The following is an 11373-nucleotide window of genomic DNA, read 5'->3' as shown; positions in this document are numbered from 1 at the left end:
GGTCGGTTCTGCGGCCCCTGAGGCCCGCCCTGCGGCAATCTGTTCCCCTCAGGGAGGCCCTCACGGACCACCGCACCGAGTAGCCGCTACTAGCTGCGCGTCACCGTCGCCACCTTGTCGATCACCGTGGCCACCGCCTCCGGCTGGGAGAGCAGTGAATAGTGACTGGCAGCCAACTCGACACAGTCCGATCCGGCCCGCTCGGCAAACCAGCGCTGCAGGTCCGGGTTGAGAATTCGGTCCTCTGTGGACACCGCATAAGCGGTCGGCAGATCGCGCCAGGCCCCAGGGCCCGCGGGTGCGACGAAGCACTCGGCGCGGGCGCGTCGTTGCGCCGCAACCAGCGCGGCGGCCCGCTCAGGAGCCACGTCGGCGGCGAGAGCGTAATGGAAGCGAGTCGGGTCGAGAGACGACCAGCCGTCCTCCTGGAAAACCATGGCGGCAGAGCCAGGGGCTTCCGGGAAGCGGTCGTTCAGCGAGGGCACGGTCTCGCCCTCGTCCGGGACATACGCCGCGAAGTAAGCCAGGGCGTTGACCTGCGGGTTGTCTTTCGCCACACCGGAAATCACCGCTCCGCCGTATGAATGGGCGGCCAGCGCGACCGGGCCGTCGAAGGCGGCGATCTCCCGCCGGACCTCAGCGACGTCGTCGGCGAGCGACGTCATCGGCAGGTGCACCGCGCGGGCCCGATGCCCCTGCCGATGCAGCGCCGCGAGCACGTCCAGCCACACCGATCCGTCGGCCCAGGCGCCGTGTACGAGAACGATTTCCGCCATGAATGCCTCCCCTTCGTCTTGAAGTCAAGCCAACCACCGGCGGTCCGCGGACGTTCCCTGGCTCAGCGGGATACGGAGCATTCCGGCACCAACCCGGGCCCGAACGGCGCTATCCGACACGGGAGCCCGGACAGAGAAACGGCGGCCGGGAGGCACCCGGCCGCCGCTCGTTCATCTGTTTCAGCCGACCGGCGAGTGGTCGTAGATCCGCTGCTGCGGACCGGAGACCGCGCTGAGCCCGTTCGCCCACAACCGCTGCACGCGGGAGGCTTCCTGGGCGTTCGGGTTGGCGTTGTGGCAGGACGGGCCGGGGCCGCCGCCCGACATCAGCTCGGAGCACGGGCCCGAGTAGTGGTCCGGCAGGCCGAGCGCGTGACCGGTCTCGTGCGCGGTGATCCGCGTGTTGTCGTACTGCCGGGCCTGGGTGTAGTCGATGAAGATGGTGCCGTAGCCGTGTCCGTCGGTCTGCGCGTACGAACCGCGCGGGTCGTTGCCCTCGACGTACCGCAGCGAGGCTCCGGACGAGCGCTCGACCAGCTTGACGTTGGTCACCGCCCGGTTCCAGTTCGCCGCGCCCGCGTTGATCGCGGCCCGGAACGACGGCGCGCCTGACGTCGAGTAGTAGACCGTGGCGGCCGCGGTGGTCGCTGGTGCCGGGGCAGCGACCGCTACGCCGCCCGCGAGCGGCGCAGCGGCCACAGCGAGCGCGATCGCACCGGACAGCATGAACTTCCTAGACATAGAAAGCTCCTGGGGGAGTTGGGGAGTTTGCCGGGTTTGCGCGCGCTCTACTCAAAGTAGGCAGAAGCTCCCGGAATGTGACCCCACTTTCGTACGGTCCGGTAAATGGTGATTTCCCAACACTAATGACGGGTTGACACCGCGGTCACCACGGCTGCATCTCGTCGTCGTCCTCGCCCGCTGCGCGGCGGCGGTGCGGGCCGGACGTCGGCCGGGGCGGTTCGGCCGGGGGCGGCGGGGTGGTGCCGGGAGGCGGCATCGGCGGACGGCTGTGGGTGGCCCCGCCCGGCGGCGGCATCGGGCGTCCGTACGCCGCGCTGCCCCGCGGAGTGGCGCTGCCCGGCGGGGGCCCCGGGTATCGGGCGGGCGGTTCGGGCCGCGGCGGCTCGGCCGGGGGTTCCGGCTCCTGCGCTTCCTCGGGCTCCGGCAGGTACGACTTGACCACGTTCATCATCTCGCTGTCGCCGGCGATCGGCTCGAACGCGTCGATGACGTCGCGCGACACCTGGCGCTGCGCTTTCCCGTAGGCGTCCATGATCGAGGCGGTGAGCCGGGCGCCGCCGTGCCGCAGGGCCCGGTCGTCGATCTCCAGGTTCTTGAGCGCGCCGTTCGGGGCTACCGAAACCGTCACCAGCCCGTCGCCGGAGCGGGCGCGGCCCTCCGCGGTGCTCAAGGTCTCCTGCAGGGCAAGGCTTTTCGCCTGCATGTCGTCAATCCGCCGCTGGAAGTCGTCCAGCCACCCCTGATCGTCCACCGGAGAACGCTATCGGCCGTCCCCGCCCAGCCGGTGAACCTCGGATGGCTGACGGGCGACAAAACGACCGACATCCGCGGCGGGCCGGAGCGGAACCGGGCAGCGCGAGCGGTAACAATGGGCAGGTGTCCGAAGAAGTCCAGGCCCGCACGCGCAACCGCTGGGGCGAGGGCGAACGGCTGCGCGGGGACATCCTCGCCGCGGCCAGCAGGCTCCTGTCGGAACTCGACGGCGAGGACGCGCTCACCATCCGCGGCGTCGCCCGTGCCGTCGGCATCGCCCCGGCCAGCATCTACCAGCACTTCAGCGACCGCGCCGCGCTCGTCACCGGACTCGCCGAGCACGAGTTCGGCCGGCTGCGCGTCGCGATGGAGGCGGCCGAATCCCGCGTCCCCGCCGACGATTCGCCTGCCCGGGTGCGCGCGCTGCTGCACGCGTACTGCCGGTTCGCGATGGACAACCCCGGCCACTACCGGCTGATGACCGCCAACGGAGCCAGCCGTACCTCGCCGGATGTCCGGCCGCACGGTCCGACGATCGACCTGATCGACCAGATCACCGCCGCGTTCGCCCGCTGCGCCGAATCCGGGATCGCGCTCCGGGTGCCCGCCGACCGGGCCGGGGTGATCGCGTTCGTCGGCGCGCACGGTCGCGTCGCGCTGTTCCATTCCTCCGGAAAACAGCCGAGCGAGGACGCCGTGGTGAGCTTCGCCGACGAACTCCTGGACCTCATTTTCGCTTGAGCCACGGGCGTTTTCGCCCGGTTTCGGCCGCTCGTCCACGGCCATCCCGGTGATCTTTGGACCCCGGTCTGGGCAATTGTTCACCAAACCGCCTAACATGTGTTCGGTAAGTATCCGAACGATCGTTTGGTGACTTCTCCGCCAGGAGGCTGTGATGCCGGAGGCTCGGCCCGTAGAGCAGTTCCCGATGTCCCGCGGGCGCTGCCCGTTCGATCCGCCGCCCGAACTCGACCGCAGGCTGCACGACGAGCCGGTGTCTCGGGTCCGGATCTGGGACGGCAGCGAACCGTGGCTGTTCACCCGCTACGAAGACGTCCGCGCGCTGCTCACCGACCCCCGGGTGAGCGCTGATCCCGACCGCGCCGGCTACCCGGCGCAGACGCCAGGGCTCAAGGCGCGGCGCAGCCGGTTCAAATCGTTCATCGGCATGGACGATCCGGAGCACGCCGCGCAACGACGGCTGCTCACCGGCGATTTCATGGTGAAGAAGGTTCAGCGGATGCGGCCGCGGATCCAGCAGATCGTCGACGAGTTGCTCGACGACCTGCTGGCCGGCCCGAAACCCGCCGACCTCGTGCAGGCGTTCGCGCTGCCGGTGCCGTCGCTGGTGATCTGCGAACTGCTCGGCGTGCCGTACGCCGACCGCGATTTCTTCCACCGCTGCAGCAAGATCCTGGTCTCGCGGGAGGCGACCGCGGAGGAGTCGCTCGCCGCGGCCGAGGAACTGCTCGACTACCTCGCGCGGCTGGTCGAGAAGAAGATCGACGACCCGGCCGACGACGTGTTCAGCAGGCTCGCGACCGGATCGGTCGCCACCGGCGCGATGACCGTCGAGGAAGCGGCCACGATGGGGCAGCTGCTGCTCGTGGCCGGGCACGAGACCACGGCGAACATGATCGCGCTCGGCACGGTCGCGTTGCTGGAGAACCCGGACCAGCTCGCCGCGGTCCGCGACGGCGACGACGCCTTGCTGGCCAACGCGGTCGAGGAGCTGCTGCGGTACCTGACGATCGTCCATTCCGGACGCCGCCGCGTCGCACTCGAAGACCTGGAGATCGGCGGGCAGACTGTGCGCGAGGGCGAGGGCCTGGTCGCGGCCACGGACATCGCCAACCGCGACGAGACGCAGTTCCCCGAGCCGGACAAGCTCGACGTCACCCGCAAGGCGCGCCACCACGTCGCGTTCGGCTACGGCGTGCACCAGTGCCTCGGCCAGCCGCTCGCGCGGGTCGAACTGCAGGTGGTGTACCGGACGCTCTACCGGCGGATCCCGACGCTCAAGCTCGCGAAGCCGGTGGACGAGCTGAAGTTCAAGCACGACATGGTCGTCTACGGGGTGCACGAACTCCCGGTGACCTGGTGAAAGGAGTCGCGAAATGAAGGTGGTCGTCGACCAGTCCCGGTGCGTCGGGGCCGGGCAGTGCGTGCTTGTCGCGCCCGAGGTGTTCGACCAGCGCGACGAAGACGGGATCGTCGTGCTGCTGCAGGAAAACCCGCCCGCGGAGCTGCACGCGCAGGCTAAGGAGGCGGCACAGCTCTGCCCGGCGCTCGCGATCGAGGTGGACGGCTGAGCCAGCGGCCCCGGCGGTCCTTTATCCTGTAAGGGGAAAGGGGTCGCCGGTGGTCGTGTTCGCGGGGCAGGGCGACGCCCGCCGTTCGATGGAGCTGCTGTGGCGCGCGGGCGCGGAACCGCGCAGCGCGCCGGGGCCGAAACCCGCGCTGAGCGTGGACCTCATCGTCGACACGGCGATCGGGCTCGCGGACGCCGAAGGCATGTCGGCGTTGTCGATGCGCGCGGTCGGGGAACGGCTCGGGCGCACGGCGATGGCGCTGTACACGTACGTACCGAACAAGACCGAGCTGATCGACTTGATGTGCGATCGGGTGTTCGGCGATCTCCGCGACGACCACGACCTGTCCGGCGGCTGGCGGCCCGCTTTGCTCGAGTTGGCCGGTGACCTCTGGGAATTCCATCTGCGCCACCCGTGGCTGTTGCAGGTTTCCTACGCGCGGCCGGTTTTGGGTCCTGGCGAGTTCCGGATGCAGGAGACGGTGCTGCGGGTGCTGTTCGCGACCGGCCTGCCCGCGGGTCAGGTGCGCCGGCTGGTGGGCGCGCTGCTCAACGTCGTGCGCGGCGCGGTGCAGATCGCCGCCGAATCGCGGCTGGCGCTGAAGGAAACCGGACTGTCCGATGAGGACTGGTGGCGGGCACGGACGTCGGCGCTCGGCGAGCTTGCCCCGGACCTGGCCGAGCGGTACCCGAATGTCGCGCGGCTGGGCGAGGAGAGTTCACCGCCGCCCCCCACTGGGGTGTCCTATTTGGAGCATGAAGCGCGGCTGAGCTTTGACGCTGGCGTGGCGGTGTTGGCGGACGGCATCGAGGCGGCTATCGCTTGCGCGCCTCGATCAGATACCGAGTAGTCGTCGCCACGAACGGCCCCTTCTGCAGCTCCTCGTGCAGCTCACGCAACCGCGGCAGATATTCGTCCACAGCGAACCCCGGCACCATCCAGATCACCTTGCGCAGGAAGTAAATCACCGCGCCGATGTCGTGGAACTCCGTGCGCAGTTCCTCGAACCGCAGATCCACCACCTCAAGCCCGGCCTTCTCCGCCCCGGCCTTCGCGCGGTCCGGATGCCTGCCGTTGCGAACCTCCGGCGGCTGCGGCCCGAGGAAGTACTCGACCAGCTCGAACACACTCCACGGCCCGACCTGCTGCGAGAGATAACTGCCGCCAGGCTGGAGCACCCGCGCGATCTCGTCCCACCAGACAGTGACCGGATGGCGGCTGACGACCATTTCAAACGCGTTGTCCTGAAACGGAAGCGGCGGTTCGTCGGTGTCCGCGACAACCGTCGCGCCACGCGGTTCGAGCAGCGCGGCGGCCTTCTCGACGTTCGGTGGCCACGATTCGGTGGCGACCGTCAGCGGCGGCAAGACCGGCACGCCTGCCAGTACCTCGCCGCCGCCGGTCTGGATGTCCACAACGGACTGGACGTCCCGCAGCCGTTCCCCGAGCAGCCGCTGATAGCCCCAGGACGGGCGCTGCTCGCTGGCCCGGCCGTCGAGCCAGGAGAAGTCCCAGCCGGCCACGGACACCGACGCCGCCTCGTCCACCAGTTCGTCGAAGGTGCGCATTCCTTGATCGTCACAAATTCACGCCGGGGCGGCCACTCGATTTCCGCTGCTGCCCTTGCCCGGCGAAGAACTCGCGCGCCGAAGCGGGCGTCCACAGCAGCGCGACGATGAGGAGTTGCACGGCACCGACGATCGGGATGATCGCGTGAAACATCGGCGAGGACGACCACGAGACCGCGCTGAACACCACGGACAGCAGCTGGGAGACCGTCGTGAGACGGCGGGTCCACGGTCGCGCGGTAGCCAACTTCCAGGCCAGAAATGCGCACAGCGCCAGCAGGACGCCGTGGAACACCGCCCCGGAAACCACGGCGACCTCGACGGACCTGTCGACCTCGGCGGCCCCGAATTCGGGGTGCTGGGACGTGATCTGCGTGCGCACGGCGTCCCGGCCCGCCCACATCAGCACGGGTGTCACCAGATGACTGATCGCCACGAAGGCCAGCAGCACCCGGGCCCACTGGACGGGTGTTGCCACTGGCGGCTGCCCGCTCATCGCTCCTCCTCGCCGTTTCCCGGCACGTGCCGGGCTCGACGCCAGCGAGGACCGGTTCCGGGCGGGTTCGCGGTCGTGCCGCCGCGTTGTGCCCACGCCTGATTGAGCCGGGTGACCAGCTCCAGGGCGGTGGTCACGTCCTTGTCCGGCCAGTCGGCGATGACCTCGGCGAAGACGGCGGCTCCGGCCTCGATCGTGGTGGCGATCTCCGCGCGGCCCTGCTCGGTCTGCCGGACGAGGAACGTGCGGGAATCGTCGGGATCGGGCTCGACGACGACCTGCTCCGCTCGTTCCAGCGCGGTGAGGTGGCGGCTGGTCGCCGACGCGGTGAGGCCGAGTTCGGCGGCGATCTCGCTGGGCCGGACGGGTTCCCGGGCGGCGACGGTCGCCAGCACCTGGATCCGGGTGAGATCCAGCCGCCGGGAGATCTGGCGGTGGCCCCGGTCGATGAGTTCCATGACCGCCCTGGCCAGCTTCGCAGAGTCATTTCGTTGCGACACGAAACGACTTTAGCAGAGCGCGAGGAAGCTGTCCGGTTGATTTCGCGAAAGACTCCGGCCTTGAACGGACCAGTGGCCGTCAGAGGTTCGGCGGGGCCGATTTCCGCTGGGGCGGTGGCGGCACGGGTTTGGCGGCGACCACCGCGGCCAGCGGGACGACGACCAGGCCGCGTTTGGTCTCGACGGTGCAGGTGTCTTCGTCGCGGGCACGCAAGGGGCCGAGTGCGTCGGTGAATCCGCCCTCGATCCGGTACCGCACGACCACTCGCGTGCCCAGCGGAAGTTCCGTCAGCGGGGTCACCGCGACAGGTGCGCGTTCAGCTCGTCGTCGCTCGGTTCCACGAGGTGGCTGCCGTCCGCGAAGACGATGGTCGGGATGCGGCGGGCACCGTCCTGCAGTTCGCGCACGCGGGCTTCGGCGGCGGGATCGGCCTCGACGTCCACGTAGTCGTACTCGACGCCTTTCGCGTCGAGCAGCGCACGGCTGCGTTTGACGTCCGGGCACCAGCTCGCGCCGTAGACGATCGGGTTGCTCATGACACTACCTCCGAGGGGACGACAGCGGGTTTGCCTTCGGCCGCACCGGGTTCCGGGTGGCCGAGGAAGCTGAGCCAGTCGCGGAACACGCGGTGCACGGCTTCCGCACCGACGGGTTCGCCGGGTGCTGGGAATTCTCGCGGATACAGCAGGAAACCGCGCTGCTGTGGCCCGCCGAGCCCGCCGTGCGAGCCGACGTGCCGCTCGAACGGCGAGGACTGGTCGGAGTCCGCGTCGTACCGGCTGTTGATCATGAGGTCCGCGCAATGCGGGAAGCTGTCGACGCGCTGGACCAGTTCGGCGGCGTACGGACCGTAGCCGGCCAGCGGGTCTTCGCCGATCACGACGCCGGTGGCCAGCCGCTTCAATCCGTCGCGGCCCAGCACCACCGGACCGAATTCGCGGCTGCGGACCAGAATGAACCCGACGCCGTCGTGGTCGACCAGCGTCGGCAGCAGATCCGGGTACTCGCGTTCGATCGTCTCCAGCTCGACCCGGCCCTCGTGTTCGGTGAACGACACCATCGCCAAATGTCCGGACACCACCGCGACCACCCCCGGTGCCACCCGCGTGACCTGCCCCGGAGAGCCAGTCGCGGTGCGCGGCCGGTTCTCGGCTCCTTCCGCGCCTTCGACCCGCGCCCGCAGCCGGCGCGCGATCAGGCCGCCGCCCGCGGTCGCCTCGGCGAGTGCCGCGTTGACCTGCCAGCTCTCCGCCTGCCGGCGCTTTCCTTGCTCAGCAACAGGTTCGCCGCCGCAGAGCCGTCCCACGAGCGCTTCGATGGTCTCGCCGAACCGGTCGACGAACGCCTGGCCTTGGGTTTGCCCGTGGTCAGAGAGCCCGACGAGGTGGTACTTCCGCGGCGAGAGCCGACCGGCCCGCAACAGCCGCGCGAACTGCTGGTCGATCGACCGCAGCACCTCCAGAGTGTCGAACCGTTCGATGCCGGAGTGGTGCGCGACCTCGTCGTAGCCGAGGAAATCCGCGTACACCACCGGCCGTCCGGCGAGCATGTCGCCGATGATCGCGGACACCACGACGTCGCGCGCGATCACCGTCGTGCCCGGCCGGGCGAGCGGATAGATCCCGCCGCGCGGAATCCGCGGCAGCACTCCGGCACGTCGCTGCTTGGCCGCCGCGGACAGTTCGCGGACGACGTCGGCGAGCGCGACCCCGAAGGTCCGCAACGCGTTGATCGGGTTGGCGAAGTAAGCGCGGTATCCAGCGCCGACCTGGCCCCGCCGACGTTTGCGCGGGGTGAGGACCGGCACCGAACTCATGGTCAGGCTGACGTGCGGGGCGTCGCCGGAGAAGAGGTTGCCGTGGCTCGCGCCGCCGATCGACAGCAGCCCGCGCCCGTCGCTGTGCCGCCGCTCGATCTCGGCCGCGTCGGACGGATGCGCGCACGCCATGACGTGGTCGCGGTCCTTTTCGTACCAGCGGAAACCGAGGATGTCGTGGTTCGAACCGTGCAGGATCCCGCAGACGCTCGCGCCGGTCTGCGAACTCCAGTCGGTGTGCCAGCGGGTGAGCGAATGCGTGCCCTCGGACAGCCATTTGGCGAAGGTCGGCATGTCGCCGTCACGCACGGCGCGGCGGACGGTGTCGTAACCGAGCCCGTCGATCTGCAGGAAGACCACGCCGGGCGGCTGGTCGGCTAAATCGGTGCGGTGACTCGCCTTTCGCCGACGGCGGGCGGCACGGCGGAAGAAGATCTCGTCCTCGTCGACGGCCAGGATGCTGGAGATCACCGCGCCCACCGCGGACATCGCGACGGTGATGACGACCGCCGTCGAGAAGCCGTGCAGCTCAACACCGGGAACGGCTTGCAGGATCGCCAAGGCAGCGGCGCTGAGCAGGATGTACGTGCCGACACCAAGGGTGAAGTACGCGATCGGCCACGCCACCCGCACCACGAGCGGCCACACCACGGAGACGAGCAGCCCGAGGATCAGCGCGCACACCGTCGGCTGCCACCACGACTGCATGGTGAACCCGTCGAGCCACGCGTCGAGCAGCCGCAGCGCGCCGGTCACCGCCACCCAGACCAGCAGGACCCGCGCGACGACCCGGCCGCCGCGCAACAACCGGCCCTTCGCCGGAGCAGGGGTCGTCATCGGTGTCCTCCCGTCTGATTGGCCGCCCGGCGTTTGGAGATCAGCGTGGTCAGCACGCTCACCAGCAGCACCAGTACGGTCGCGAGCAGAGTCGCGACGAGCGGCGAGTCGAAGATGCCGCCGCTGAGGATGCCCAGCAGCGAGTACGCCACCGCCCACAGCACACAGGCCAGCAGGCCGGACGGCAGGAACTTGCGCCAGGGATAGCCGAGCGTGCCTGCGGCGAGCAGCACCGGAATACGTCCGGCGGGCACAAGACGGCCGATCACCACCAGTTGCCAGCCGCGTCTGGCGAACTGCTCGCGGCCTTTCGCCAGGCGTTCGGCCTGCTGTCGTCGTTCGACGAAGCGCAGCAGATGTTCACTGCCGAATCTCGGGACGGCGAAGGTGATCACGTCGCCCAGGTACGCGCCCGCGACGGCCAGCAGGATCACCAGCGGGAGGGAGAGGTGGTCGGTGGTCATCGCGACTGCGGCGGCGGCGCCCACCAGCGCGCCGGTCGGGACGATCGGGATCACGGAGCCGAGCAGTACTCCGCCGAACAGCGCCGGGTAGCCGATCGCTGACGGGTCTGTCCAATTCACCCGCGCTCCCTGCGGGCGGGGAGCAGGACGTCGGAGCCCGGGCGGGTGTGCAGGACCTCGGTGTCCAGGCCCTTGCAGCGGACGTGGTGCGCGAAGGTGCGCGGGGGTTCCACGAGGAGCTGGCGCATGCGTGCGGTGCGGTGGATGCCGGGGACGGCGAGGGTGCCCCAGTGAACCGGGACCGCGGCGCGGGCCTGGAGGAGGGCGGCGGCTTCGGCGGCTCGCTCCGGGGTGAGGTGGCCTGGGCCCAGGTTGGGGCCCCAGCCCCAGACTGGGAGGAGGGCTACGTCTACCGGGCCTAGGTCGGCCATGCCGGGGAAGAGGTCGGTGTCGCCTGCGGAGTAGATCCGCTGGTTGTCGCCCTCGAGGAGGTGGCCTAGGGCGGGGCTTTGCGGGCCGTGGGTGAGGCGGGGGCCCCAGCGGTGGCCGGAGTGGGCTGCTTCGGTGGCGGTGATGCTTAGGTCTCCGCTGGTGATCGTTTCGCCGGGGGAGATTTCTTCTACGGCGGTGAAGCCGTGGCGGGACAGCCAGGAGCCGGCACCTCGGGGGACGACGATTCTGGTGGTTTTGCCGAGGAGTTTGAGGGAGGGGAGATGGAGGTGGTCGCCGTGGAGGTGGGAGATGAGGACGACGTCCACCGCGGACCAGGCGGTGAGGTCGGGTTTGGGGACTACCCGGGTCAGGGGGCCTACCCAGCGGGTGAGGACTGGGTCGGTGAGGGCGACCTGGCCGGCTAGTTCCACGCGGGTGGACGCGTGGCCTAGGAAGTGGAGGTTCGGGCTGGTCACGGGTTCGAGTATTGCTGGATGTCGGGGGAGATGCTCGGTGGAGTGGTGGGGCGCACCCTTGCGGGCGATGGGGGTGTTGGGGGTGGCTCGTCGCCTGGCGGCGACATTGCTTTGGGTGGGTGTGGGGGCACCCCGAAGCTGATTGTGCTGACGGTTCGGGGGTGCTTGTCAAGGCGGGAAAGATGCCGTGTACATCAA

Annotated in this window: 15 protein-coding genes; 4 read left to right on the top strand and 11 right to left on the bottom strand. The window is 69.6% G+C overall.

What is annotated here, in order from left to right:
* Positions 1-89: 89 nt before the first annotated feature.
* The 3 genes from ACWGIC_RS43250 to ACWGIC_RS43240 all read right to left on the bottom strand — a co-directional run bounded on the left by ACWGIC_RS43250 (position 90) and on the right by ACWGIC_RS43240 (position 2271).
* Positions 90-776, bottom strand: a complete 687-nt coding sequence (locus ACWGIC_RS43250) for an alpha/beta fold hydrolase (protein ID WP_452081756.1) — start codon at positions 774-776, stop codon at positions 90-92.
* 180 nt (positions 777-956) lie between these two features.
* Positions 957-1517, bottom strand: coding sequence for a snapalysin family zinc-dependent metalloprotease (locus tag ACWGIC_RS43245; RefSeq protein ID WP_452081755.1), 561 nt, complete (start codon positions 1515-1517; stop codon positions 957-959).
* Between the two features lie 145 nt (positions 1518-1662).
* On the bottom strand, positions 1663-2271 hold the full coding sequence (locus tag ACWGIC_RS43240; protein WP_452081754.1) for a YbaB/EbfC family nucleoid-associated protein: 609 nt from the start codon (positions 2269-2271) through the stop codon (positions 1663-1665).
* Positions 2272-2396: 125 nt separating this feature from the next.
* Here ACWGIC_RS43240 and ACWGIC_RS43235 point away from each other — a divergent pair, with 125 nt between their 5' ends.
* The 4 genes from ACWGIC_RS43235 to ACWGIC_RS43220 all read left to right on the top strand — a co-directional run bounded on the left by ACWGIC_RS43235 (position 2397) and on the right by ACWGIC_RS43220 (position 5435).
* Entirely contained in the window at positions 2397-3014 is a 618-nt protein-coding gene (locus ACWGIC_RS43235) for a TetR/AcrR family transcriptional regulator (RefSeq protein WP_452081753.1), read from the top strand.
* A 154-nt stretch (positions 3015-3168) separates the two neighbouring features.
* Positions 3169-4377 (top strand): cytochrome P450, encoded by a 1209-nt coding sequence (locus ACWGIC_RS43230; RefSeq protein ID WP_452081752.1) that lies wholly within the window; start codon positions 3169-3171, stop codon positions 4375-4377.
* Between the two features lie 13 nt (positions 4378-4390).
* The gene (locus ACWGIC_RS43225) at positions 4391-4585 is read left to right on the top strand and encodes a ferredoxin (protein WP_344269044.1); all 195 of its coding nucleotides are present in this window, start codon (positions 4391-4393) and stop codon (positions 4583-4585) included.
* Between the two features lie 49 nt (positions 4586-4634).
* The gene (locus tag ACWGIC_RS43220; protein ID WP_452081751.1) at positions 4635-5435 is read left to right on the top strand and encodes a TetR/AcrR family transcriptional regulator; all 801 of its coding nucleotides are present in this window, start codon (positions 4635-4637) and stop codon (positions 5433-5435) included.
* Here the strand turns inward: ACWGIC_RS43220 and ACWGIC_RS43215 are convergent.
* From ACWGIC_RS43215 to ACWGIC_RS43180, 8 genes are all read right to left on the bottom strand, one after another.
* Positions 5401-6153, bottom strand: coding sequence for a methyltransferase domain-containing protein (locus ACWGIC_RS43215; protein ID WP_452081750.1), 753 nt, complete (start codon positions 6151-6153; stop codon positions 5401-5403). The genes ACWGIC_RS43220 and ACWGIC_RS43215 overlap by 35 nt on opposite strands.
* Before the next feature lie 10 nt (positions 6154-6163).
* A complete protein-coding gene (locus ACWGIC_RS43210; protein WP_452081749.1) occupies positions 6164-6649 on the bottom strand; it encodes a hypothetical protein in 486 nt (161 codons plus the stop codon).
* Positions 6646-7149: a MarR family winged helix-turn-helix transcriptional regulator gene (locus ACWGIC_RS43205; protein WP_452081748.1), complete on the bottom strand. Its 504-nt coding sequence runs from the start codon at positions 7147-7149 to the stop codon at positions 6646-6648. Before ACWGIC_RS43205 ends, ACWGIC_RS43210 begins: the two co-directional genes overlap by 4 nt.
* Positions 7150-7228: 79 nt before the next feature.
* Complete coding sequence (locus tag ACWGIC_RS43200) at positions 7229-7450, bottom strand: putative acetyltransferase (RefSeq protein ID WP_452081747.1); 222 nt, start codon at positions 7448-7450, stop codon at positions 7229-7231.
* Complete coding sequence (locus tag ACWGIC_RS43195; RefSeq protein WP_101435567.1) at positions 7447-7686, bottom strand: glutaredoxin family protein; 240 nt, start codon at positions 7684-7686, stop codon at positions 7447-7449. Before ACWGIC_RS43195 ends, ACWGIC_RS43200 begins: the two co-directional genes overlap by 4 nt.
* Complete coding sequence (locus ACWGIC_RS43190; RefSeq protein ID WP_452081746.1) at positions 7683-9803, bottom strand: phage holin family protein; 2121 nt, start codon at positions 9801-9803, stop codon at positions 7683-7685. Before ACWGIC_RS43190 ends, ACWGIC_RS43195 begins: the two co-directional genes overlap by 4 nt.
* On the bottom strand, positions 9800-10387 hold the full coding sequence (locus ACWGIC_RS43185) for a DedA family protein (RefSeq protein ID WP_452081745.1): 588 nt from the start codon (positions 10385-10387) through the stop codon (positions 9800-9802). The genes ACWGIC_RS43190 and ACWGIC_RS43185 overlap by 4 nt, the downstream gene beginning before the upstream one ends.
* Positions 10384-11175, bottom strand: coding sequence for an MBL fold metallo-hydrolase (locus ACWGIC_RS43180; RefSeq protein WP_452081744.1), 792 nt, complete (start codon positions 11173-11175; stop codon positions 10384-10386). Before ACWGIC_RS43180 ends, ACWGIC_RS43185 begins: the two co-directional genes overlap by 4 nt.
* Positions 11176-11373 lie beyond the last annotated feature (198 nt).

This window comes from Amycolatopsis sp. NPDC054798, assembly GCF_053611505.1.
This window is presented reverse-complemented; position numbering and strand designations above follow the sequence as displayed.

What these genes read in the sequence shown, in the direction of transcription:
- ACWGIC_RS43250 (WP_452081756.1), bottom strand. Translation starts at nt 776, where the DNA reads ATGGCGGAAATCGTTCTCGTACACGGCGCCTGGGCCGACGGATCGGTG.
- ACWGIC_RS43245 (WP_452081755.1), bottom strand. Translation starts at nt 1,517, where the DNA reads ATGTCTAGGAAGTTCATGCTGTCCGGTGCGATCGCGCTCGCTGTGGCC.
- ACWGIC_RS43230 (WP_452081752.1), top strand. Translation starts at nt 3,169, where the DNA reads ATGCCGGAGGCTCGGCCCGTAGAGCAGTTCCCGATGTCCCGCGGGCGC.
- ACWGIC_RS43225 (WP_344269044.1), top strand. Translation starts at nt 4,391, where the DNA reads ATGAAGGTGGTCGTCGACCAGTCCCGGTGCGTCGGGGCCGGGCAGTGC.
- ACWGIC_RS43215 (WP_452081750.1), bottom strand. Translation starts at nt 6,153, where the DNA reads ATGCGCACCTTCGACGAACTGGTGGACGAGGCGGCGTCGGTGTCCGTG.
- ACWGIC_RS43210 (WP_452081749.1), bottom strand. Translation starts at nt 6,649, where the DNA reads ATGAGCGGGCAGCCGCCAGTGGCAACACCCGTCCAGTGGGCCCGGGTG.
- ACWGIC_RS43195 (WP_101435567.1), bottom strand. Translation starts at nt 7,686, where the DNA reads ATGAGCAACCCGATCGTCTACGGCGCGAGCTGGTGCCCGGACGTCAAA.
- ACWGIC_RS43190 (WP_452081746.1), bottom strand. Translation starts at nt 9,803, where the DNA reads ATGACGACCCCTGCTCCGGCGAAGGGCCGGTTGTTGCGCGGCGGCCGG.